This is a genomic window from Paraburkholderia sp. SIMBA_053 (assembly GCF_046534895.1).
Classification (GTDB): Bacteria; Pseudomonadota; Gammaproteobacteria; order Burkholderiales; family Burkholderiaceae; genus Paraburkholderia; species Paraburkholderia caledonica.
In genome coordinates this window covers 51,034-72,210 of sequence record NZ_JAWRXU010000013.1, presented here as the reverse complement: position 1 = coordinate 72,210, position 21,177 = coordinate 51,034, and the positions used below count along the sequence as shown (strand labels likewise).

The following is a 21,177-nucleotide window of genomic DNA, read 5'->3' as shown; positions in this document are numbered from 1 at the left end:
CCGTGCCGCAGTACCGTCAGCACTTGTGCTTTAGCCATCGACTGAACCGTATTCGAACATCATGGACATTCACATCAACCAGAAGCCGCTGTCGCTGCCAGAAGGCGCGACTGTCGCCGATGCGCTCGCTGCTTACGGCGCGCGGCCGCCATTCGCCGTCGCGCTCAACGGCGATTTCGTCGCACGCACGCAGCACGCGGCGCGCGCGCTGCAACCGGGCGACAAGCTCGATGTCGTGCAACCCGTGGCCGGCGGCTAACGCCGTCACGCATTGCAGGAGACCAGGACATGCAAATGACTACCCCACAGGCCGCCGACGCGCTCACGCTGTACGGCCAACCCTTCGCGAGCCGCGTGCTGCTTGGCACGTCGCGTTACCCGTCGCTGCAATCGCTGTCGGATTCCATCGACGCCGCCCGGCCCGGCATGGTGACGGTCGCGCTGCGCCGGCAGATGAACGAAGGCGGCGCGGAAGCCGGCTTCTTCGACCTGCTCAAGCGCCATGGCGTGCCGCTATTGCCCAATACGGCAGGGTGCCTGACCGTCGGCGAGGCCGTGGCGACCGCGCACATGGCGCGTGAAATTTTCGAAACCGAGTGGATCAAGCTCGAACTGATCGGCGACGACTACACGTTGCAACCCGATCCCGTCGGCCTGATCGAAGCGGCCGCGAAGCTCGTCAAAGACGGCTTCAAGGTGCTGCCGTATTGCACCGAAGACCTCGTGATCGGCCGCCGTCTGCTGGATGCCGGTTGCGAAGCGCTGATGCCGTGGGGCGCGCCGATCGGCACTGGCAAGGGTGTCATCAATCCGTACGGCTTGCGCGTGCTGCGCGAGCGGTTGCCGGACGTGCCGCTCATTGTCGACGCCGGGCTTGGCGTGCCGTCGCATGCGGCGCAGGTGATGGAATGGGGCTTCGACGGGGTGCTGCTGAACACGGCCGTGTCGCAGGCCACGCATCCGGACGCGATGGCGCGCGCTTTCGCGCTGGGCGTCGAAGCGGGGCGCCAGGCGTTTCTCGCGGGACCGATGGCCGAGCGGGAGAGCGCCCACGCGAGCACGCCGGTGGTCGGCATGCCGTTCTGGCATCAGGACGGGAGCGCTGCATGACGCAAACATTGGCTCTGAAAGACCGCGACCTGTTCTGGCCGCCCGCCGATGAACTCACCGAGGCGACCGAGCGTATCCGCGCGCGTCTTGGCGACTGGCCGCCTACCCACGCGCCGTGGCGTATCTGCCTGACCGCGCCCGACGAGCCGAACGGCGGCGATCTGATCGTACTCACCGATGCCGCGCGGCACGGGGGGCAGATGGCGCACTGGCTGGTAAAGGGCGCGGCGGTCGTCGAAGCCGCCGAGAACAAGGCCACGCTGCACCTGGGCGGCGAGAAATATCGCCTTGAAGGGCATCTCGCGGAAGACTGGATTCCCGCGCTGGCCGCATTTCTGGATTGCGGTTTCGATCCGCACGACGCGTTGGTGCTGGCGCTCGCGTGGCGCGACGGCGACGAAGCCCGGACCAACGCGGCGGGCGACGCTTTCCCCTGCGATCTGGCCACTTTCCCTCGCCTCGCCGGTCTGCCGCAAGCGCCGGCCCAAGCCTTTCCGCGCTGCCCGGAGCGGCTCGGTCTCTATCCGGTTCTGCCGAGCGCGGAGTGGGTTGAAAGGGTGGTCGGCTTCGGCGTGAAAACGGTGCAGCTACGCCGGAAGTCCGCCCATCCCGCCGACGAACTTCAGCGCGAAATCGCGCGTTGCGTTGCTGCGGGGCGCCAGCACGACGCGCAGGTTTTCATCAACGACCACTGGCAGGCCGCGCTCGATGCAGGCGCTTACGGCGTCCATCTCGGCCAGGAAGATGTGCATACCGCGGATCTGTCGGCGATCGCCGCTGCGGGTGTACGTCTCGGACTTTCAACGCACGGTTTCTACGAAATTCTGAAGGCGCTGCATTTTCGTCCTAGTTACGTCGCGCTGGGCGCGGTGTTTCCGACCACGACCAAGGTGATGCCCACCGCGCCGCAGGGCCTCAAGCGCCTCGCCCGCTATGTCCGGCTGCTTGACGGCGTCGTGCCGCTGGTCGCGATCGGTGGGATTGACCTGCAGGTCCTGCCCGAGGTGCTCGCGACCGGCGTGGGGTGCGCCGCAGTGGTCCGCGCAGTCACAGAAGCCGCCGATCCCGCTGCCGCAGTTTCCGCACTGCAGCAAGGGTTTACGCGATAATCCCGATGAATCGTTAAGGGACAGGGCACCTCACGGCAACTTTTGCATGATGGCCCTATAATTCGGCCTTCCGTGTAAAAGGACTGTCAGTCAGTGTCTTCCCCCTCCGAGACCTTACTCGAGCTGCGCAATGTCGACTTCGGTTACGGCGACCGGCTCGTCCTGTCGAACCTGAACCTGCGCTTCAAGCGTGGTCAGGTCGTCGCGGTCATGGGCGGCTCGGGTTGCGGCAAGACCACGGTGCTGCGGCTGATCGGCGGTCTGGTGCGCGCGCAGCGTGGCGAGATCCTGTTCGACGGCCAGAACGTCGGCGCGCAGACGCGCGAGGGCCTGTACGCGTTGCGCCGCAAGATGGGTATGTTGTTCCAGTTCGGCGCGCTGTTTACAGACATGTCGGTGTTCGAGAACGTCGCGTTTGCGCTGCGTGAGCACACGGAGCTTCCCGAGGAATTGATTCGCGACCTCGTGCTGATGAAGCTCAACGCAGTCGGCCTGCGCGGCGCGCGCGATCTGCTGCCCTCGGAGATTTCGGGCGGCATGGCACGGCGCGTGGCGCTCGCGCGCGCCATCGCCCTCGACCCCGAACTGATGATGTACGACGAGCCGTTCGCCGGCCTCGATCCGATCTCGCTCGGCATCACGGCGAACCTCATCCGGGCGCTCAATCAGGCGCTCGGCGCGACTTCTATTCTGGTGACGCACGACGTGCCGGAATCGTTCGCGATCGCCGATTACGTTTATTTCCTGGCCAACGGCGGCGTCCATGCCGAGGGCACACCTGCACAACTGCGTGCGTCCACGGACCCGACGGTGCGGCAGTTTATCGACGGCGCGCCAGACGGCCCGTTCAAATTTCACTATCCGAGCAAGACGCCGCTGGCGGCGGATTTCGGCGTCGGCGGAGGTCAGTCATGATCGGTTCACTGATCAGCTCGGTCGGCCGCTCGGTGCTCGACGGCCTCGGCACGGCCGGCTATGCGACGCGCTTTTTCCTGCGCCTCGTGCTCGAGTTTTTCCCGCTGCTGCGCCGCCCGCGTCTTGTCACGAAGCAGATCCACTTCGTAGGTAATTATTCGCTGGTGATCATCGCGGTGTCGGGGCTGTTCGTCGGCTTCGTGCTTGGCCTGCAGGGTTACTACACGTTGAATCGCTATGGCTCGGAGCAGGCGCTTGGGCTGCTGGTCGCGCTATCGCTCGTGCGCGAACTCGGGCCGGTCGTCACGGCGCTGCTGTTCGCCGGTCGCGCGGGCACCTCGCTCACTGCTGAAATCGGCCTGATGAAGGCCGGCGAACAATTGACCGCGATGGAAATGATGGCGGTCGACCCGGTCAAGGTCGTGGTCGCGCCGCGCCTGTGGGCAGGCATCATTGCCATGCCGATTCTCGCCGCGATTTTCAGCGCGGTAGGCATTGCGGGCGGCTATGTGGTCGGCGTGCTGCTGATCGGTGTGGACGCCGGTGCGTTCTGGTCGCAAATGCAAGGCGGCGTGGATGTCTGGCGCGACGTGGGCGCGGGTGTCGTCAAGAGCGTGGTGTTCGGTCTCGCGGTGACGTTCGTGGCGCTCTTTCAGGGCTATGAAGCCAAGCCGACGCCGGAAGGCGTGTCGCGCGCCACGACGAAGACTGTCGTGTACGCGTCGCTTGCGGTGCTCGGCCTCGATTTTCTGCTGACCGCGCTGATGTTCAGCTAAGACTGCGCTGCATGTTTTCCGCTGCGGCGCGTCAGTGGCCGCGCGCGGCGGAGTAACGGCGGCGCGGCAGATTCACTTTGGGATGACGATGAAAAAGACTGCTCTCGACTTCTGGGTCGGCCTGTTCGTGGTGCTGGGTTTTGTGGCGTTGCTGTTCCTCGCGCTCAAGGCCGGCAACATGAGCTCGCTGTCGTTCCAGGCGACCTACCCGGTTAAGCTGAAATTCGACAATATCGGCGGATTGAAGGCGCGCGCGCCCGTGAAGAGCGCGGGCGTGACGGTTGGCCGCGTCGCCTCGATTGGTTTTGACAGCAATGCCTATCAGGCGGTCGTCACTATCGACATCGACAAGCAATACCAGTTTCCGAAAGACACGTCGGCAAAGATCCTGACCTCGGGTCTTCTCGGCGAGCAATACATTGGCCTGGAGCCAGGCGGCGACTCCGAAATGCTCAAAGCCGGCGACACGATTTCGATGACGCAATCGGCAATCGTGCTCGAAAACCTGATCGGGCAGTTCCTCTATAGCAAAGCGGCTGATTCGGGCGCGTCGAAGCCGGGCGCGGCATCCGCGGCGCCTGCGGCGGCCTTGCCTGCTTCCGGCTCCGCCGGTCAATAAGGAGAACAATAATGCAGACCTCACACGCTGGGAGCGCTGGCGCCTTCCGGGTGGCCAAATTGGCCGTCGCCGCCGCGCTGATCGCCGGCTGCACCACGGTGCAGACGCCCACCAAGGGCGATCCGCTCGAAGGCTTGAACCGCACCATCTTCACGGTCAACGACAAGCTGGACCAGTACGCGCTAAAGCCGGTCGCCAAGGGTTACGTATTCATCACGCCGCAGCCGATTCGCGACAGCGTGACCAACTTCTTCTCGAACATCGGCGACGTCTACATCGCGGCGAACAACCTGCTGCAGCTGAAGATCACCGACGGCGTGCAGGACATCATGCGGATCGTGATCAACACGATCTTCGGTGTCGGCGGTCTGTTCGACGTAGCGACGCTTGCCAAGCTGCCGAAGCACGACAACGACCTCGGCCTGACGCTCGGCCACTATGGCGTGCCGGCAGGTCCGTACCTGGTGTTGCCGCTGTTCGGGCCGAGCACGGTGCGCGACGCGGTGGGTTCCATCGGCAACTACTATGTGAACCCGCTTAGTTATGTGGATCCGGCGGGTTTGAGCTGGGCGCTGTATGGCCTCAACATTGTCAATACGCGCGCGAATCTGCTTAACGCGAGCGATGTGCTGGAAGGCGCCGCGCTCGACAAGTATTCGTTCGTGCGTAACGCGTATTTGCAGCGTCGTCAGTATCTGTTGTCGGACGGCAAGCAGTCGCAGGCGTTGCCGAACTATGGCGACGAAGCGCCGCTGCCGAAATACGAAGACGTCGACGGCACGGCCGCCGGTGCGCCGGCAGGCGCGGTGACGGGAACGGCGGGCGCGGCTGGAACGAACAGTGCTGCCGCAAAGGCGTCGGCCGCGTCGGGTGCGAGCGCCGCGACGCCGCCTCAAGCCGCTTCGGGAACCGGAACGGCCAACAACGCCGCGGCGCCCGAGTCCGCTTCGGGCAGCTCGGAAACGCCGCCGCTCGATTTGAACGGCGGCCCCGAAACCACGCAGATCCCGGCGGGACAGCTTGTGCCGCCCACACGGTTCAACATCCCGTCATTCAAATTGCGCTGACCGCGTGGCCGTAACAGATCGATACGACTCTCGCAGTTTGCGCATGGATTGCCGCTGAACTCGCGTGTTAATGTCGGTTCAAACGGTTGCACTATTTTTTACGCAAGGCTCGATATGAAAAAATTTTTCCTGATTCCGTTGTTTGCTGCGCTGTTCTCGTTCACGAGTTTGGGTGCATCTGCGCAGACCGTCGACAGTAGCGCGCCGGACGTTCTGGTCAAGACAGTCACGCAACAGGTGATCGACGCCGTGCGCGCCGACAAGTCGATCCAGCAGGGCGACATCTCGCACATCACGCAGCTCGTCAACCAGAAGATCCTGCCGTACACGGATTTCCGTCGCACCACGCAGCTGGCAATGGGCCGCAACTGGCGCACGGCGACGCCTGAGCAGCAGAACCAGGTCGTCGAGCAGTTCAAGATGCTGCTGATTCGCACGTACTCCGGCGCGCTTGCTCAGGTGCGCGACCAGCAGATCCAGTACAAGCCGTTCCGCATGAATCCTGACGACACCGATACGGTGGTTCGCTCCGTCGTGATGAACAACGGCTCGCCGATCCAGCTCGACTATCGTCTTTACAAGACGCCGCAAGGCTGGCGTGTCTATGACATCAACGTGCTCGGCGCGTGGCTGATCCAGGCGTATCAGCAGCAGTTCAACGAGCAGATCCAGCAGAAGGGCGTGGACGGGCTGATCCAGTTCCTCACGCAGCGCAACCAGCAACTCGCCGCGGGCAAGCAGTCGTGAGCGAAGTGCTGAGCCCCGTCGCAAATCGTTTTGCGAGCGGCGCGACGCTGACCCACGCGAGCGCGAATGCCGCGCTCGCGGCGGGTCTCGAGCGGATTGCCGCGGGTGCGGGTGCCGTCGATTGCGCGCCGCTTACGCAGTTCGATTCGTCGGCGCTCGCCGTGCTCCTCGCATGGCAGCGAGCCGCTCAGGCTCGCGGCGCCGCCTTCCAGATCCTCAATTTGCCGGCTGGCCTTGCCAGTCTTGCGCAAGCCTACGGCGTCGATACGCTGCTGTCGGCGCGACATTGACGCTCTCCTGAAGCGTTCATCGCGCCGCTCCTCACTCCCCGCTACTGAGATAGGGCCTTTGCGTTTTGCCCTATAATCAAGCGTTTTTTGGGGCGCGGTTCGGACCGCCTAACCGGCCCCAATTCCGTTTCTTTCCCGCATTTGTGCGCCCGCCCAGGGCTCCTTTAAGCGCCGCGTCGCACGTGGCGCACTGTCATGTCAGCCATAGAAATTCGTAACGTCAAAAAGCGCTACAAGGACTTGCAGGCGCTCAAGGGCGTCAGCCTCTCGGTGGAAGAAGGCGAGTTCTTCGGGCTCCTCGGTCCGAACGGCGCGGGCAAGACAACGCTCATCAGCATTCTCGCTGGCCTCGCGCGCGCGGACGAAGGCAACATCGCCGTGCGCGGCCATGACGTGGTCGGCGACTTCCGCGCGGCTCGCCGCGCTCTCGGCGTGGTGCCGCAGGAACTCGTGTTCGATCCGTTCTTCACCGTGCGCGAAACGTTGCGTATCCAGTCGGGCTATTACGGGCTGCGCAACAACGACGCGTGGATCGACGAAATCATGGCCAATCTCGATCTCACCGACAAAGCCGACGCCAACATGCGCGCACTGTCGGGCGGCATGAAGCGCCGCGTGCTGGTCGCGCAGGCGCTGGTGCACCGCCCGCCGGTCATCGTGCTCGACGAACCGACTGCCGGCGTCGACGTCGAGTTGCGCCAGACGCTGTGGAAATTCATCTCGCGTCTGAATCGCGAAGGCCACACCATCGTGCTGACCACGCACTATCTGGAAGAGGCCGAATCGCTGTGCGACCGCATCGCGATGCTGCGTCGCGGCGAAGTGGTAGCGCTCGATCGCACGAGCACCTTGCTGCAACGCTTCGCCGGCATGCAGTTGTTCGTGCGCTTCGCGCAAGGCGTGTTGCCGGCCGAACTGCGGCCGCTCGAAGCCGAGGGCGGCGCGGGCAACGGCAACGGCCGCCAGCACTTGCTGCGTCTCACGAGCTATGACGAGGTCGAGAAAATCCTCGCGCAATGCCGTGCGGCGGGTTGCACATTCGAAGAAATCGAGGTCCGCAAAGCCGACCTCGAAGACGTTTTCGTTCAGGTGATGAACGGTCCGGAAGTGATCGAGGGGCTCGCATGAGCGGCTATAGCGGTTTCGGCACGCTGTTCTACAAGGAAATTCTGCGCTTCTGGAAGGTGTCGTTCCAGACGGTGTTGGCGCCCATCATCACCGCGCTGCTCTATCTGACCATTTTCGGCCACGCATTGCGCGACCATGTGCAGGTCTATCCGGGCGTCGAATACACGAGCTTCCTGATCCCGGGCCTCGTGATGATGAGCGTGCTGCAAAACGCGTTTGCGAACAGCTCGTCGTCGCTGATCCAGTCGAAAATCACCGGTAATCTGGTGTTCGTGCTATTGCCGCCGTTGTCGCATTACGAGATGTTCGGTGCCTACGTCCTCGCGGCGGTCGCGCGTGGGCTTGCGGTCGGTTTCGGCGTGTTCATCGTGACGATCTGGTTCGTGCCGATCAGTTTCGTCGCGCCGCTCTATATCATTCTCTTTGCCATTTGCGGCGCTGCGATTCTCGGCACGCTCGGTCTGATCGCCGGTATCTGGGCCGAAAAGTTCGACCAGCTCGCCGCGTTCCAGAACTTTCTGATCATGCCGCTCACGTTTCTCTCGGGCGTGTTCTACTCCACACATACGCTGCCGCCGGTATGGCGCGAAGTGTCGCGGCTCAATCCTTTTTTCTACATGATCGACGGCTTTCGCTACGGTTTCTTCGGGATGTCGGATATCAATCCGCTCGCGAGCCTCGCGATTGTCGCCGGTTTCTTCGTGGTGCTGGCCGTGGTGGCGATGCGCATGCTCGCGTCCGGCTACAAGCTGCGCCACTGACTGGAGCTTTTCTCATGTTGCCGACTCCCGAACAGGTCAAGCAATACATCGCCGCTGGGCTCGCCTGCCAGCATCTCGAAGTCGAAGGCGACGGTCAGCATTTCTTTGCGACCATCGTTTCCCCGAGCTTCGAGGGCAAGCGGCTGATCCAGCGTCATCAACTCGTGTACGCGGCACTCGGTGACCGCATGCGCGAAGAAATCCACGCGCTCAGCATGAAAACGCTGACGCCCGCCGAATGGCAGAACGCGTAATCTGGAAATTTAGTGCGAATTACTCAGGAAGGGCGCGACGCCGGCAGCGGCGCGTCGAACACATTCAAAGCAGTCCCGGCTGAAGTCCGGGTCGATCAGGAACAGACAGGCATGGACAAACTCGTCATTGAAGGTGGCTACCCGCTGTCGGGTGAGGTCGTTGTCTCGGGCGCGAAGAACGCGGCGCTGCCGATCCTGTGCGCCAGTCTGCTGAGCGCGGAGCCGGTGGAACTGGATAACGTGCCGGATTTGCAGGACGTGCGCACGATGCTCAAGCTGCTCGGCCAGATGGGCGTGCGCATTGAGAGCGGTAACGGGCGCGTGTCGCTCGACGCATCAAAGGTGGATAACCTCGTCGCGCCGTATGAAATGGTGAAGACCATGCGCGCGTCGATCCTGGTGCTGGGCCCGCTGGTCGCGCGGTTTGGCCACGCGCGCGTGTCGCTGCCCGGCGGTTGCGCGATCGGCGCGCGCCCGGTGGATCAGCACATCAAGGGCCTGCAAGCCATGGGCGCCGAGATCACCATCGAGCACGGCTTCATCGAAGCGCGCGCGGAGCGCCTGAAGGGCGCGCGCATCATCACCGACATGATCACGGTGACCGGAACCGAAAACCTGCTGATGGCAGCGGTGCTTGCGGAAGGCGAGACGATCATCGAAAACGCGGCGCGCGAACCCGAAGTCGGCGACCTTGCGCATCTGCTCGTGCAGATGGGCGCGAAGATCGAAGGCATCGGCACTGACCGCCTCGTCATTCAGGGCGTGGACAAGCTGCACGGTGCAAAGCACACCGTCATTCCGGACCGGATCGAAGCCGGCACGTTCCTCTGCGCGGTGGCCGCGGCGGGCGGCGACGTCACGTTGCGTCATGTGCGTCCGCAGATTCTGGAAGCGGTGACCGACAAGTTGCGCGAAGCCGGCGTGACGATCGAGGAAGGCGACGACTGGATGCGCGTTCGCATGGACAAGCGTCCGAATGCCGTGTCGTTCCGCACGTCCGAGTACCCGGCGTTTCCGACCGACATGCAGGCGCAGTTCATGGCGCTGAATACGGTGGCGGACGGCAAGGCGCAGGTTGTCGAAACGATCTTCGAAAATCGCTTCATGCACGTGCAGGAGTTGAACCGCCTCGGCGCCAACATCACAACGGACGGCAAGACCGCGCTCGTGACCGGCGTCGACAAGCTCTCGGGCGCCAAGGTGATGGCAACGGACCTGCGCGCGTCGGCCAGTCTCGTGATCGCTGCTTTGCGTGCGGAAGGTGAGACGCTGATCGACCGCATTTATCACCTCGACCGCGGCTACGACCGCATGGAAGCCAAGCTCAACGCGATTGGCGCAAAGGTCCGCCGCATCGCCGGGAGCCAGGCATGAGTTCGATGCCGCAAACGTCGAGCTCGCCGGCGGTCAGCGCGCCGCTTACGCTTGCTTTGTCGAAGGGGCGTATCTTTGAGGAAACGCTGCCGCTACTGGCTGCAGCCGGTATCGAAGTAGCCGAAGATCCGGAGACCTCGCGCAAGCTGATTTTGCCGACTACCGACGCTAATCTGCGCGTGATCATCGTGCGCGCGACCGATGTGCCGACCTACGTGGAATACGGCGCGGCCGATTTCGGCGTGGCCGGCAAAGACGTATTGCTCGAACACGGCGGCAGCGGGCTGTATCAGCCGGTGGATCTGGACATCGCGCGCTGCCGTATGTCGGTCGCGGTCGCGGCGGGTTTCGATTACGCGAACGCGGTGCGCCAGGGCGCCCGCTTGCGCGTGGCGACCAAGTACGTCGAAACCGCACGTGAGCATTTTGCCGCCAAGGGTGTTCACGTCGACCTGATCAAGTTGTACGGTTCCATGGAACTGGCGCCGCTCGTCGGACTCGCGGACGCCATCGTCGATCTGGTCAGTTCGGGCAACACGTTGCGCGCCAACAATCTCGTGGAGGTCGAGGAGATCATGCAGATTTCGTCGCGCCTCGTTGTGAACCAGGCGGCGCTGAAGCTCAAGCGCGCCGCATTGCGGCCGATTCTCGACGCGTTCGAACGCGCGACGAAAGCCGGTCTTGCCGCGGCCTGACAGGCGGATCGAGCCAGTTTGACTTTGCTCTAAAGCGCGCCTTACCGAAACGGATACCCGTATGTCTATCAAGATTCGCAAACTCGATTCCACTGCTCGCGACTTCCAGAAGTCACTGCATGCGGTGCTCGCGTTCGAGGCGAGCGAAGACGAAGCAATCGAGCGCTCGGTCGCGCAGATTCTCAGCGACGTCAAGGCGCGCGGCGACGCGGCGGTGCTCGAATACACGAACCGCTTCGACCGCCTGAGCGCGAACAGCGTTGCCGCGTTAGAGCTGCCGATGTCGGAACTCGAAGCGGCGCTCGAAGGTCTCGAGCCGAAGCGGCGCGCGGCGCTCGAAGCGGCGGCGGCGCGCGTGCGCGGCTATCACGAGAAGCAGAAAATCGAGTGCGGCAGCCATAGCTGGCAATACACGGAAGCCGACGGCACTGTGCTCGGCCAGAAGGTCACGCCGCTCGATCGCGCGGGTATCTACGTGCCGGGCGGCAAGGCAGCGTACCCGTCGTCGGTGCTGATGAATGCGATTCCGGCGCGCGTGGCCGGCGTGCGCGAAATCGTCATGGTGGTGCCCACGCCGGACGGCGTGAAGAACCCGCTCGTGCTGGCGGCGGCCCTGCTCGGGGGCGTGGATCGAGTATTCACGATTGGCGGCGCGCAGGCCGTCGGCGCGCTCGCATACGGCACGCAAACCGTGCCGGCTGTCGACAAGATTTGCGGTCCCGGCAATGCGTATGTGGCGTCGGCGAAGCGGCGCGTGTTCGGCACAGTCGGCATCGACATGATTGCGGGACCGTCGGAAATCCTCGTGCTGTGCGACGGTACGACCGACCCGCGTTGGGTCGCGATGGACCTGTTCTCGCAAGCCGAGCACGACGAGCTCGCGCAGTCCATTCTGCTGTGCCCGGACGACGCGTTCATCGGCCGCGTGAACGACGCGATCAACGAACTCTTGCCCACCATGCCGCGCCGGGACGTTATCCAGGCGTCGCTCGAAGGGCGCGGCGCGCTCATCAAGGTGCGCGATATGGCGGAGGCCTGCGCGATCGCCAACGACATCGCGCCGGAACACCTCGAAATCTCGGCGCTGGAGCCGCATCAGTGGGGGCAGTTGATCCGCCACGCGGGCGCGATTTTCCTCGGTCGCTATACGAGCGAGAGTCTCGGCGACTACTGCGCGGGGCCGAACCACGTTTTGCCCACGTCTCGCACCGCTCGGTTCTCGTCGCCGTTGGGCGTCTACGATTTCTTCAAGCGCTCGAGCGTGATCGAAGTGAGCGCGGAAGGCGCGCAGACGCTTGGCGAGATCGCCGCCGAGCTGGCTTACGGCGAAGGCCTGCAGGCACACGCGCGCAGCGCCGAGTACCGGATGCGACATAGCGGCTGAGCGCGGCTGGAGCGGCAAGGCGGCTACGCGAATGTGTTGACCGGCTGATCACAGCGAAGGCGAGCGGAGCGGCCCATGCAGCTCAAGCGCAAGGTGCCCCGAATCGCGAACAAGGCGGGAACGTTACGCAGCCAATGCATCGATGCCGCACGGTTCGCCGCTCCCCGAGCAACTCCCGCGCAACTCCTGTTGACGAACTCGTATCCAATAACGACAACGCAGACCAACCCGACGCGGCAAGCCGCTGCGAAACAAGGCGCGTCCGAGGCGTTTCATGCGCCAGACGCCTGCGACACGCGCGGCCAGCCAACTGACCTATGACGACACCTCAAGACATCATCCGACGCGACGTGCTCGCGATGACGAGCTATCCCGTTGCAGACGCGACCGGCTACATCAAGCTCGACGCAATGGAAAACCCGTTTCCGCTGCCGCCGGTGCTGGCCGCGCATCTTGGCGAGCATCTGGCGGGCGTCGCGCTCAACCGTTATCCGGCGCCGCGCCCCGAAGCGCTGATAGAGAAAATCAAGCGCGTAATGGGTGTGCCGGCCGGCTGCGACGTGCTGCTCGGCAATGGCTCCGACGAGATCATCAGTATGGTGTCGATCGCGTGCGCGAAGCCGGGCGCGAAGGTGCTGGCACCGGTGCCGGGCTTCGTCATGTATCAGATGTCGGCGAAGCTGGCGAATCTGGAGTTCATCGGTGTGCCGCTGAACGCCGACTTCACGCTCGACACGCAAGCCATGCTCGCGGCAATCGCCGAACACGAGCCGGCGGTCGTCTATCTCGCCTACCCGAACAACCCCACGGGTACGTTATTCGACGATGCCGACATGGAGCGCATCATCGCCGCAGCGACGAAAAGTCTCGTGGTGATCGACGAAGCGTACCAGCCGTTCGCGCAGCGAAGCTGGCTGCCGCGCGCCGACGCGTTCGACAACGTCGTCGTGATGCGCACGGTGTCGAAGCTGGGTCTCGCCGGCATCCGTCTCGGTTATCTGGTCGGCAAGCCCGCCTGGCTAACCGAACTGGACAAGGTGCGCCCGCCCTACAACACCAACGTGTTGACCCAGGCGGCGGCGGACTTCCTGCTGGATCACGTCGACGTGCTCGACTCGCAAGCCGCGCAATTGCGCGACGAGCGCACGAAACTCGCGCAGGCCGTAGCCGAATTGCCGGGCGCCGAAGTGTTCCCGAGCGCCGGCAACTTCCTGCTGGTGCGCGTGCCCGATGCCTCGGTTCTGTTCGAAACCCTGCTCGCCGCGCGGGTTTTGATCAAAAACGTGAGTAAAATGCATGCACTGCTCGCTAATTGTGTGCGTTTGACCGTCGGTTCTCCCGAAGAAAACGCCCAATTGATCGCCGCGCTGAAACTCGTGCTGCACTGAGCGAGCGGCGACAAGCAGCCGCTCCCACCCCACACTACTATCGCTTCACAGCTAGATTCGAGGAATTACCATGCGCCTTGCGGAAGTCGTTCGCAATACCAGCGAAACGCAGATCCGTGTCAAGATCAATCTGGACGGCACCGGTCAGCAAAAGCTGGCCACCGGCGTGCCGTTTCTGGACCACATGCTCGACCAGATCGCGCGGCATGGCCTGTTCGATCTCGACATCGAAGCGCATGGCGACCTGCACATCGACGACCACCATACTGTCGAAGACACCGGCATCACGCTCGGCCAGGCCGTGGCAAAAGCAATCGGCGACCGCAAGGGCATTCGCCGCTATGGCCACTCGTATGTGCCGCTCGACGAGGCGCTTTCGCGTGTCGTAATCGACTTTTCCGGCCGTCCGGGACTCGAATTTCATGTGCCGTTCACGCGCGCACGCATCGGTACTTTCGACGTCGATCTGTCGATCGAATTTTTCCGCGGCTTCGTGAACCACGCGGGCGTGACGCTGCATATCGACAACCTGCGCGGCCTGAACGCTCACCATCAACTGGAAACGGTGTTCAAGGCTTTCGGTCGTGCGCTGCGCATGGCTGTCGAGCTTGACGAGCGCGCGGCGGGACAGATTCCGTCGACCAAGGGCAGCCTTTAAGCGACGCATTTACCAGGACCGGGGTCGTGCAATGCGCGCGCCCGGTGTTCAATGGATATTCTGAAGTCGTTTATCTCGCTGCTCGCGCTGATCAATCCGATCGGCGCCATTCCGTTTTTCATGAGCCTGACGGCGAATCAGAGCGACGTCGAGCGGCGCAGAACCATTCGGATCGCGGCGATTTCGGTGTTCTGCGTGATTGCGATAACCACGATGCTCGGGCAGCAGATCATCAGCTTCTTCGGCATTTCGGTCGGTTCGCTCGAAGTAGGCGGCGGGATCATCATGCTGCTGATGGCGATCAACATGCTGAACGCGCAGATCGGCAATAGCCGCTCGACGCCCGAAGAACGCCACGAGGCAGAGCAGAAGGACAACATCGCGGTCGTGCCGCTGGCGATTCCGCTGTTGACCGGCCCGGGCGCGATCAGCACCACGATCATTTATGCAGCCGGCTCGCCGCACTGGTACGACCGGATCAGCCTGATCGCGATCGGCGCGGTTCTGGCGGCGATCTGCTTTTTTTCGTTGCGTCTTGCCGAACCGATTGCCCGCTGGGTTGGTCGCACGGGTATCAACATCGGCACACGGCTCATGGGTTTGATGTTATCGGCGCTGGCGGTGGAATTCATCGTCGATGGATTGAAGGCTTTGCTGCCTAATTTGAAATGAAAACTTCGATAGCGATTGTGGATTACGGAATGGGCAACTTGCGCTCGGTGGCGCAGGCCTTGCGCAAAGCCGCGCCGGAAGCGGACGTGGCGATCGTCGACAAGCCCGAAGCGATTCGCGCGGCCGACCGCGTGGTGTTGCCGGGCCAGGGCGCAATGCCCGATTGCATGCGCAGTCTCGCGGAGTCCGGCTTGCAGGAAGCAGTCGTGGAAGCGTCGCGCGTGAAGCCGTTGATGGGCGTCTGCGTCGGCGAACAGATGCTGTTCGACTGGAGTGCGGAGGGCGATACGCCAGGCCTCGGACTGTTGCCGGGCAAGGTGCTGCGTTTCGATCTGGAAGGCCAGGTGCAGGACGACGGCTCGCGCTTCAAGGTGCCGCAAATGGGCTGGAACCGCGTGCGTCAGGCGCTGCCGCATCCGCTGTGGGACGGCGTGGCGGACAACGCGTTCTTTTACTTCGTGCACAGCTACTACGTGGTGCCGGAAAATGCCGCGCATACGTCCGGCGAAACCGTGTACGGTGTGCCCTTTACCTCGGCGGTGGCGCGGGATAACATCTTCGCGACCCAATTTCACCCGGAAAAGAGCGCCGACGCGGGGCTGCGCGTGTATCGCAACTTCGTACACTGGAACCCGTGAGCGCCTTTGCCCGTTCCGTTGCCGTGCACCGTTCCGCCACGAGCGGGACTGCTGCCGCGCGCCACAGCTTTTGCACCGTGATTTCGCGCGGCCCTGCCGGTACGCAAGGCCGCCGAAAGAGTTGTACTAAACTAGCGAGACGGCGTTCTGGCGAGCTGACCTACCAGCCGCTGCCGCCGACCTTCAACCCCTTCCCACACAACACCCGATTGCTATGCTGCTGATCCCCGCCATCGACCTGAAAGACGGTCAGTGTGTACGCCTCAAACAGGGCGATATGGACCAGGCGACGATATTCTCCGAGGAGCCGGCGGCTATGGCCCGACATTGGGTCGAGCGCGGCGCGCGCCGTCTGCACCTCGTCGACCTGAATGGCGCGTTCGCCGGGAAGCCGAGGAACGAAGAAGCGATTCGCGCGATCATCGAGGAAGTGGGCGGCGAGATTCCCGTGCAGCTCGGCGGCGGCATCCGCGACCTGAATACGATTGAGCGCTATCTCGACGACGGTCTGGAGTACGTGATCATCGGCACCGCGGCGGTGAAGAATCCGGGCTTCTTGCAGGACGCGTGCACGGCGTTCGGCGGCCATATCATCGTCGGTCTGGACGCGAAAGACGGCAAGGTCGCGACCGACGGCTGGAGCAAGCTGACGGGCCACGAAGTCGCCGATCTCGCGCGCAAGTTCGAGGATTACGGCTGCGAGTCGATCATTTACACGGACATCGGCCGCGACGGGATGCTGCAAGGCATCAACATCGAAGCGACCGTGCGTCTTGCTCGCGCGGTGAAGATTCCGGTGATCGCGAGCGGCGGGCTGTCGAACCTGACCGACATTGAATCGCTGTGCGAAGTCGAAGACGAAGGGATCGAAGGCGTGATCTGCGGCCGGGCAATCTACTCGGGCGACCTCGACTTTGCGGCTGCACAAACGCTCGCGGACCGGCTGCGCGAATCAGACGACGCCTGAATCGTGGCGTCGGTATCGTCGCGACGCGACGGGCAGGTTTGACGCGTTCGCGCCCGGATTCCTTTCAGGCACCCGAGCGCAAGTGGCGGCGCGTTCCGGCGGCGCGCTCCCGTAGCGGTTCGAGGCTCGGTTGCGCGAAACACATCCGGCGTGGCGCGGCCTTCCGCGCCGGGCCATGCCGCTCGCTTCACTCCGAAGTGAGCGGCCTCATCAGCGGTATTGGCAGAATTGCAAGATCATGGCTCTAGCTAAACGCATCATTCCCTGTCTCGACGTCACCGCTGGCCGCGTGGTCAAGGGCGTCAACTTCGTCGAATTGCGCGACGCGGGCGACCCGGTCGAAATCGCGCGGCGTTACGACGATCAGGGCGCGGACGAACTCACTTTCCTCGATATCACCGCTACCTCGGATCAGCGCGACCTGATCCTGCCGATCATCGAAGCGGTCGCCTCGCAGGTCTTTATTCCGCTGACGGTCGGCGGCGGCGTGCGCGCCGTCGAAGACGTGCGGCGTCTGCTGAACGCGGGCGCGGACAAGATCAGCATGAACTCGTCGGCGGTCGCGAATCCGCAGCTCGTGAAAGACGCCACCGACAAATACGGCTCGCAGTGCATCGTCGTCGCGATTGACGCCAAGCGCGTTTCCGCGGACGGCGAGACGCCGCGCTGGGAAGTGTTTACGCACGGCGGACGCAAGGCTACCGGCCTCGAAGCGGTCGAGTGGGCGCGCAAGATGGCCGAACTCGGCGCGGGCGAAATCCTGCTGACCAGCATGGACCGCGACGGCACGAAGAGCGGCTTCGACCTCGCGCTCACGCGCGCGGTGTCCGACGCGGTGCCGGTTCCGGTGATCGCGTCGGGCGGCGTCGGCAATCTGCAGCATCTCGCCGACGGCATCACGAGCGGCCACGCGGACGCCGTGCTTGCCGCGAGCATCTTCCACTATGGCGAGCACACGGTAGGCGAGGCTAAGCGCTTCATGGCCGAACAAGGCATTTCGGTGAGGTTGTGACGTGGTGAACCCAACGGCAGTCAATTGGCTCGACAAGGTCAAATGGGACGCGAACGGCCTCGTGCCGGTCATCGCGCAAGAAGCGTCGACAAACGACGTGCTCATGTTCGCGTGGATGAACCGCGAGGCGTTGGCGAAGACCATCGAACTGGGCCGCGCGGTGTACTTCTCGCGCTCGCGCCAGCGCTTGTGGTTCAAAGGCGAAGAGTCCGGCCACGTGCAGCATGTGCATGAAGTGCGGCTCGATTGCGACGAAGACGTCGTGCTGCTGAAAGTGGAGCAGGTGTCCGGCATTGCGTGCCACACCGGCCGTCACTCGTGCTTTTTCCAGAAATTCGAAGGCACGGCCGAGGATGGCGACTGGATCGCCGTCGATCCCGTGCTGAAAGACCCCGAACACATCTACAAATGACGCAGACCACGCAAGTTACGCCGTCCACGACCGACACGCTGATGCGCCTCGCGGCGATCATCGACAGCCGCAAGGGCGGCGATCCCGACGTGTCGTACGTCTCGCGCCTGTTCCACAAAGGCGACGACGCGGTGCTCAAGAAGATCGGCGAAGAGGCCACCGAAGTCGTACTGGCAGCCAAGGACACGCGCCACGGCGGCGCGACGAAGGCGCTTGTCGGCGAGGTCGCGGACTTGTGGTTTCACTGCCTCGTGATGCTCTCGCACTACGATCTGAGCCCAGCGGACGTGCTCGCGGAACTGGAGCGTCGCGAAGGCACGTCCGGCATCGAAGAAAAGGCGCTGCGCAAGAGCCGCGAGCGCGAACAGAACGGGGACTGAGCGGCGTTCTTCGCCGATGTTTTCCCGTACTGTCTTGAAGTGGCGCGCGCCGGAGCCCACATTGCACTGAACGCATCGCAAACGCATCCTCGGGAGGACGCAAGCATGGAACAGTCGCATGAGAGTTATCCGCGGCCGGCGTATCGCCACGCGATCGAGCCGGAGCGGGAACGCAGCCTGCGCACGCTGACGCATGTGCTGTACGCGCTGTATGCAGTGCATTGGCTGACGGGCGGGCTGACCATCCTCGTCGCGATCATCATCAACTATGTGAAGCGCAGCGACGCCGCGGGCACGCCGTATGAGGCGCACTTCGAGTGGCAAATCCGCACGTTCTGGATCGGCCTGCTGGGTTATGCGATAGGCGGGCTGCTGCTGTTCGTGGTGGTCGGTGTTGCGGTGCTGTGGGCGGTCAGCATCTGGATGTTGTACCGTATTATCAAAGGGTGGCTGTATCTGTACGATAACAAGCCACTCGCGAATCCGCGTTCGTGGTTCTGAATTCGTCCGACGTTAAGGGCGATCGCGGAGCCGCGACGGACCGCGTCCAGTCATGCTTGGCATTGCCGCGTTAGGAATACGATGAGCCACGACCCGAACTGTCTCTTTTGCAAGATCGCCGCCGGCGAGATTCCGTCGACCAAAGTCCACGAAGACGACGAGTTCGTCGCCTTCCGCGACATCCGTCCGGCGGCCGAGACCCATGTGCTGGTGATCCCGCGCAAGCACATTGCCACCCTCAGTGACTGCACCGAGAGCGATGCGCCGCTGCTTGGTAGAATGCTTGTTTTGACGGCGCGTCTTGCCGATCAGTTGGGCGTGGCATACACAGGTGGTGAAACGGGCTTCCGCACGGTCATCAACACGGGGCGGGGCGGTGGGCAAGAGGTTTATCACCTGCATGCGCACATCCTGGCGGGGCCGCGTCCGTGGCAGCGCATGGGCTGATCGCGAAGATCGGGCGAGCGGCCCGTCGGGTCGGCGTTGTTTTTGCTGCGTTGTAATTTCGGCGACGCGATCGCATGGCCACAATGTGCACTGTGCCGCTGTAACGTAGAAGAAGCGCATCTGCTTCGATTCACGCCGCAAGGCAGACGATTTTTGCCGCATCACGTGCGGCGTCGGGGTTAAGGAGAGTAGTCATGGGTTCGTTGAGTATTTGGCATTGGTTGATCGTGTTGCTGATCGTGGCACTCGTGTTCGGCACGAAGAAGTTGCGCAATATCGGCGGCGATCTGGGTGGCGCTGTGAAAGGCTTCAAGGAAGGCATGAAGGAAGGCGAAACGCCGGCTGAGACGCAACAGCGCGAACTGCCGCGCAACGGCGCCGTCGATGTGGAAGCAAAGGAAAAGGCCCCGCGTTCGGGCGATTACCGCTAAGCCGCGGGCCAACCGCGTTACTGACGGACATTTCCCTCCATGCTGGACCTCGGTCTAACCAAGATGGCGCTGATTGGCGTCGTCGCGCTAGTCGTGCTCGGCCCTGAGCGCTTGCCGCGCGTCGCCCGCACGGCCGGCGCGCTGTTCGGTCGCGCTCAGCGGTATATCAACGACGTCAAGTCGGAAGTCACGCGGGAAATCGAACTCGACGAATTGCGTCGCATGAAAACCGAGTTCGAGACGGCGGCCAGCAATGTCCAGACCTCCGTGCAGGAGAACCTGCGCAAGCACGAGACGGAACTGAACGACGCGTGGAACAGCGGCACGTCGGTGTCGCCGAGCATTGCCGGCGGTGCGGTCGAAGACGCCGTCAATACTCCGTGGCAAGGCAGCACGCCAGCCGGGGCAGCCAAGCGCAAGAACTGGCGCGTCAAGCAAACCGCAATGCCAACCTGGTACAAGCGCGCAACCACGCGCCGCACGCGCGTGCAGTCGGGCGCGGCGCGCGTCGCGCGGCACAAGCCTGCCAGCATGCGTCGTCCGACGCGGTTTTTCTGATGACCAGAACGACAATCTCTAACAGAGGGCCGGTGTGAGCGACCCCCAGAAAAGTCAGGACGAAGGCGCTGAAGAGACCTTCATTTCTCACCTCGTTGAATTGCGCGACCGCATTATCCGCGCGGGCCTTGCCGTCATCGTGGTGTTTGTCGGCCTGGTGTACTGGGCGCCGGATATCTTCCGGCTGCTGGCGCGCCCGCTGATGCAGAACCTGCCCAAAGACGGCAAGATGATTGTCACCGACGTCACCGGCTCCTTCTTCGTGCCGATGAAAGTGACCATGCTGGTGGCTTTCGTGATCGCGCTGCCCATCGTGCTTTATCAGATCTGGGCGTTTGTCGCGCCGGGTCTTTATCAGCATGAAAAGAAGCTGGTCGGGCCGCTGGTCGGCAGCAGCTATACGCTCTTTCTGTGCGGCATGGCGTTCGCGTACTTCGTGGTGTTCCCGACCATCTTCCGCGTAATGGCCCATTACAACGCGCCATTGGGCGCGGAGATGACGACCGATATCGACAACTACCTGAGCTTCGTGCTCACCATGTTCATCGCGTTTGGCGTGACGTTCGAAGTGCCGATCGTCGTCGTGCTGCTGGTGCGCATGAACGTAGTGACGCTGAAGAAGCTCAAGGAGATCCGGCCGTACGTGATCGTCGGCGCGTTCGTGATTTCGGCGGTGGTTACGCCGCCAGACGTGTTCTCCCAGCTTATTCTCGCCATTCCGCTGATCGTGCTGTACGAGGCGGGGATCATCGCCGCGCGGTTGATCGTCGGCAAGCAACCCGCAGTTGTCGAAGATGCGACGCCGCCGGCTTGAAGTGAACCCGCTACGGTGTTGCCGTGGCTCGGCCGATCGGTGACAGGCTTGCGGTGACTCGGTGTCGATC

General features: G+C 63.2%; 28 protein-coding genes. All 28 read left to right on the top strand.

What is annotated here, in order from left to right; genetic code table 11:
• Positions 1-61: 61 nt before the first annotated feature.
• The 28 genes from thiS to tatC all read left to right on the top strand — a co-directional run bounded on the left by thiS (position 62) and on the right by tatC (position 21,107).
• Positions 62-259 (top strand): sulfur carrier protein ThiS, encoded by a 198-nt coding sequence (thiS, locus tag SB753_RS28125; protein ID WP_006052269.1) that lies wholly within the window; start codon positions 62-64, stop codon positions 257-259.
• A gap of 35 nt (positions 260-294) precedes the next feature.
• Entirely contained in the window at positions 295-1,110 is an 816-nt protein-coding gene (locus tag SB753_RS28120; RefSeq protein ID WP_027779477.1) for a thiazole synthase, read from the top strand.
• Complete coding sequence (gene thiE / locus SB753_RS28115; RefSeq protein WP_410802976.1) at positions 1,107-2,219, top strand: thiamine phosphate synthase; 1,113 nt, start codon at positions 1,107-1,109, stop codon at positions 2,217-2,219. The genes SB753_RS28120 and thiE overlap by 4 nt, the downstream gene beginning before the upstream one ends.
• 93 nt (positions 2,220-2,312) lie before the next feature.
• The gene (locus tag SB753_RS28110) at positions 2,313-3,134 is read left to right on the top strand and encodes an ABC transporter ATP-binding protein (protein WP_087752269.1); all 822 of its coding nucleotides are present in this window, start codon (positions 2,313-2,315) and stop codon (positions 3,132-3,134) included.
• Between the two features lie 8 nt (positions 3,135-3,142).
• Positions 3,143-3,910, top strand: coding sequence for a lipid asymmetry maintenance ABC transporter permease subunit MlaE (mlaE, locus tag SB753_RS28105; RefSeq protein ID WP_027805044.1), 768 nt, complete (start codon positions 3,143-3,145; stop codon positions 3,908-3,910).
• A gap of 88 nt (positions 3,911-3,998) precedes the next feature.
• Positions 3,999-4,529, top strand: a complete 531-nt coding sequence (gene mlaD, locus SB753_RS28100) for an outer membrane lipid asymmetry maintenance protein MlaD (protein ID WP_027805045.1) — start codon at positions 3,999-4,001, stop codon at positions 4,527-4,529.
• Between the two features lie 11 nt (positions 4,530-4,540).
• On the top strand, positions 4,541-5,596 hold the full coding sequence (locus SB753_RS28095) for a VacJ family lipoprotein (RefSeq protein ID WP_410802974.1): 1,056 nt from the start codon (positions 4,541-4,543) through the stop codon (positions 5,594-5,596).
• 114 nt (positions 5,597-5,710) lie between these two features.
• A complete protein-coding gene (locus SB753_RS28090) occupies positions 5,711-6,343 on the top strand; it encodes a phospholipid-binding protein MlaC (protein ID WP_088176493.1) in 633 nt (210 codons plus the stop codon).
• Positions 6,340-6,633: a lipid asymmetry maintenance protein MlaB gene (locus tag SB753_RS28085; protein ID WP_408201832.1), complete on the top strand. Its 294-nt coding sequence runs from the start codon at positions 6,340-6,342 to the stop codon at positions 6,631-6,633. The genes SB753_RS28090 and SB753_RS28085 overlap by 4 nt, the downstream gene beginning before the upstream one ends.
• Positions 6,634-6,828: 195 nt before the next feature.
• Complete coding sequence (locus tag SB753_RS28080; protein ID WP_020070639.1) at positions 6,829-7,761, top strand: ABC transporter ATP-binding protein; 933 nt, start codon at positions 6,829-6,831, stop codon at positions 7,759-7,761.
• On the top strand, positions 7,758-8,522 hold the full coding sequence (locus SB753_RS28075; RefSeq protein ID WP_020070640.1) for an ABC transporter permease: 765 nt from the start codon (positions 7,758-7,760) through the stop codon (positions 8,520-8,522). Before SB753_RS28080 ends, SB753_RS28075 begins: the two co-directional genes overlap by 4 nt.
• A gap of 14 nt (positions 8,523-8,536) precedes the next feature.
• The gene (locus tag SB753_RS28070; RefSeq protein ID WP_006052280.1) at positions 8,537-8,776 is read left to right on the top strand and encodes a BolA family protein; all 240 of its coding nucleotides are present in this window, start codon (positions 8,537-8,539) and stop codon (positions 8,774-8,776) included.
• Between the two features lie 111 nt (positions 8,777-8,887).
• Complete coding sequence (murA, locus tag SB753_RS28065) at positions 8,888-10,150, top strand: UDP-N-acetylglucosamine 1-carboxyvinyltransferase (RefSeq protein WP_087752265.1); 1,263 nt, start codon at positions 8,888-8,890, stop codon at positions 10,148-10,150.
• Positions 10,147-10,845, top strand: coding sequence for an ATP phosphoribosyltransferase (gene hisG, locus SB753_RS28060; RefSeq protein ID WP_020070642.1), 699 nt, complete (start codon positions 10,147-10,149; stop codon positions 10,843-10,845). The genes murA and hisG overlap by 4 nt, the downstream gene beginning before the upstream one ends.
• Before the next feature lie 61 nt (positions 10,846-10,906).
• Positions 10,907-12,229, top strand: coding sequence for a histidinol dehydrogenase (gene hisD, locus SB753_RS28055; protein WP_020070643.1), 1,323 nt, complete (start codon positions 10,907-10,909; stop codon positions 12,227-12,229).
• A 317-nt stretch (positions 12,230-12,546) separates the two neighbouring features.
• Positions 12,547-13,617, top strand: coding sequence for a histidinol-phosphate transaminase (hisC, locus tag SB753_RS28050; protein WP_087752262.1), 1,071 nt, complete (start codon positions 12,547-12,549; stop codon positions 13,615-13,617).
• 70 nt (positions 13,618-13,687) lie between these two features.
• Positions 13,688-14,275: an imidazoleglycerol-phosphate dehydratase HisB gene (hisB, locus tag SB753_RS28045; protein WP_015003873.1), complete on the top strand. Its 588-nt coding sequence runs from the start codon at positions 13,688-13,690 to the stop codon at positions 14,273-14,275.
• A gap of 51 nt (positions 14,276-14,326) precedes the next feature.
• Positions 14,327-14,947 (top strand): MarC family protein, encoded by a 621-nt coding sequence (locus SB753_RS28040; protein WP_408131252.1) that lies wholly within the window; start codon positions 14,327-14,329, stop codon positions 14,945-14,947.
• Entirely contained in the window at positions 14,944-15,585 is a 642-nt protein-coding gene (gene hisH, locus SB753_RS28035) for an imidazole glycerol phosphate synthase subunit HisH (RefSeq protein ID WP_027805048.1), read from the top strand. The genes SB753_RS28040 and hisH overlap by 4 nt, the downstream gene beginning before the upstream one ends.
• A gap of 214 nt (positions 15,586-15,799) precedes the next feature.
• Positions 15,800-16,552, top strand: coding sequence for a 1-(5-phosphoribosyl)-5-[(5-phosphoribosylamino)methylideneamino]imidazole-4-carboxamide isomerase (gene hisA, locus SB753_RS28030; RefSeq protein ID WP_020070648.1), 753 nt, complete (start codon positions 15,800-15,802; stop codon positions 16,550-16,552).
• Positions 16,553-16,790: 238 nt separating this feature from the next.
• On the top strand, positions 16,791-17,564 hold the full coding sequence (gene hisF / locus SB753_RS28025; RefSeq protein ID WP_020070649.1) for an imidazole glycerol phosphate synthase subunit HisF: 774 nt from the start codon (positions 16,791-16,793) through the stop codon (positions 17,562-17,564).
• 1 nt (position 17,565) lies between these two features.
• On the top strand, positions 17,566-17,976 hold the full coding sequence (gene hisI, locus SB753_RS28020; RefSeq protein ID WP_020070650.1) for a phosphoribosyl-AMP cyclohydrolase: 411 nt from the start codon (positions 17,566-17,568) through the stop codon (positions 17,974-17,976).
• A complete protein-coding gene (locus SB753_RS28015; protein ID WP_410802970.1) occupies positions 17,973-18,356 on the top strand; it encodes a phosphoribosyl-ATP diphosphatase in 384 nt (127 codons plus the stop codon). The genes hisI and SB753_RS28015 overlap by 4 nt, the downstream gene beginning before the upstream one ends.
• Before the next feature lie 105 nt (positions 18,357-18,461).
• Positions 18,462-18,857, top strand: coding sequence for a DUF4870 family protein (locus SB753_RS28010; protein WP_408201836.1), 396 nt, complete (start codon positions 18,462-18,464; stop codon positions 18,855-18,857).
• 81 nt (positions 18,858-18,938) lie between these two features.
• Positions 18,939-19,304: a histidine triad nucleotide-binding protein gene (locus SB753_RS28005; protein WP_410802969.1), complete on the top strand. Its 366-nt coding sequence runs from the start codon at positions 18,939-18,941 to the stop codon at positions 19,302-19,304.
• Positions 19,305-19,498: 194 nt separating this feature from the next.
• On the top strand, positions 19,499-19,735 hold the full coding sequence (tatA, locus tag SB753_RS28000) for a Sec-independent protein translocase subunit TatA (RefSeq protein WP_020070654.1): 237 nt from the start codon (positions 19,499-19,501) through the stop codon (positions 19,733-19,735).
• 39 nt (positions 19,736-19,774) lie between these two features.
• Positions 19,775-20,293 (top strand): Sec-independent protein translocase protein TatB, encoded by a 519-nt coding sequence (gene tatB / locus SB753_RS27995; protein WP_392395309.1) that lies wholly within the window; start codon positions 19,775-19,777, stop codon positions 20,291-20,293.
• A 34-nt stretch (positions 20,294-20,327) separates the two neighbouring features.
• Positions 20,328-21,107, top strand: coding sequence for a twin-arginine translocase subunit TatC (gene tatC / locus SB753_RS27990; protein WP_027779461.1), 780 nt, complete (start codon positions 20,328-20,330; stop codon positions 21,105-21,107).
• Positions 21,108-21,177 lie beyond the last annotated feature (70 nt).

What these genes read in the sequence shown, in the direction of transcription:
- SB753_RS28005 (WP_410802969.1), top strand. Translation starts at nt 18,939, where the DNA reads ATGAGCCACGACCCGAACTGTCTCTTTTGCAAGATCGCCGCCGGCGAG.
- thiE (WP_410802976.1), top strand. Translation starts at nt 1,107, where the DNA reads ATGACGCAAACATTGGCTCTGAAAGACCGCGACCTGTTCTGGCCGCCC.
- hisB (WP_015003873.1), top strand. Translation starts at nt 13,688, where the DNA reads ATGCGCCTTGCGGAAGTCGTTCGCAATACCAGCGAAACGCAGATCCGT.
- hisG (WP_020070642.1), top strand. Translation starts at nt 10,147, where the DNA reads ATGAGTTCGATGCCGCAAACGTCGAGCTCGCCGGCGGTCAGCGCGCCG.
- tatB (WP_392395309.1), top strand. Translation starts at nt 19,775, where the DNA reads ATGCTGGACCTCGGTCTAACCAAGATGGCGCTGATTGGCGTCGTCGCG.
- SB753_RS28075 (WP_020070640.1), top strand. Translation starts at nt 7,758, where the DNA reads ATGAGCGGCTATAGCGGTTTCGGCACGCTGTTCTACAAGGAAATTCTG.
- tatA (WP_020070654.1), top strand. Translation starts at nt 19,499, where the DNA reads ATGGGTTCGTTGAGTATTTGGCATTGGTTGATCGTGTTGCTGATCGTG.
- SB753_RS28070 (WP_006052280.1), top strand. Translation starts at nt 8,537, where the DNA reads ATGTTGCCGACTCCCGAACAGGTCAAGCAATACATCGCCGCTGGGCTC.
- hisD (WP_020070643.1), top strand. Translation starts at nt 10,907, where the DNA reads ATGTCTATCAAGATTCGCAAACTCGATTCCACTGCTCGCGACTTCCAG.
- SB753_RS28080 (WP_020070639.1), top strand. Translation starts at nt 6,829, where the DNA reads ATGTCAGCCATAGAAATTCGTAACGTCAAAAAGCGCTACAAGGACTTG.
- murA (WP_087752265.1), top strand. Translation starts at nt 8,888, where the DNA reads ATGGACAAACTCGTCATTGAAGGTGGCTACCCGCTGTCGGGTGAGGTC.
- SB753_RS28010 (WP_408201836.1), top strand. Translation starts at nt 18,462, where the DNA reads ATGGAACAGTCGCATGAGAGTTATCCGCGGCCGGCGTATCGCCACGCG.
- SB753_RS28120 (WP_027779477.1), top strand. Translation starts at nt 295, where the DNA reads ATGACTACCCCACAGGCCGCCGACGCGCTCACGCTGTACGGCCAACCC.
- hisC (WP_087752262.1), top strand. Translation starts at nt 12,547, where the DNA reads ATGACGACACCTCAAGACATCATCCGACGCGACGTGCTCGCGATGACG.
- mlaD (WP_027805045.1), top strand. Translation starts at nt 3,999, where the DNA reads ATGAAAAAGACTGCTCTCGACTTCTGGGTCGGCCTGTTCGTGGTGCTG.
- thiS (WP_006052269.1), top strand. Translation starts at nt 62, where the DNA reads ATGGACATTCACATCAACCAGAAGCCGCTGTCGCTGCCAGAAGGCGCG.
- SB753_RS28090 (WP_088176493.1), top strand. Translation starts at nt 5,711, where the DNA reads ATGAAAAAATTTTTCCTGATTCCGTTGTTTGCTGCGCTGTTCTCGTTC.
- hisF (WP_020070649.1), top strand. Translation starts at nt 16,791, where the DNA reads ATGGCTCTAGCTAAACGCATCATTCCCTGTCTCGACGTCACCGCTGGC.
- hisA (WP_020070648.1), top strand. Translation starts at nt 15,800, where the DNA reads ATGCTGCTGATCCCCGCCATCGACCTGAAAGACGGTCAGTGTGTACGC.
- SB753_RS28040 (WP_408131252.1), top strand. Translation starts at nt 14,327, where the DNA reads ATGGATATTCTGAAGTCGTTTATCTCGCTGCTCGCGCTGATCAATCCG.
- SB753_RS28095 (WP_410802974.1), top strand. Translation starts at nt 4,541, where the DNA reads ATGCAGACCTCACACGCTGGGAGCGCTGGCGCCTTCCGGGTGGCCAAA.
- SB753_RS28015 (WP_410802970.1), top strand. Translation starts at nt 17,973, where the DNA reads ATGACGCAGACCACGCAAGTTACGCCGTCCACGACCGACACGCTGATG.
- hisH (WP_027805048.1), top strand. Translation starts at nt 14,944, where the DNA reads ATGAAAACTTCGATAGCGATTGTGGATTACGGAATGGGCAACTTGCGC.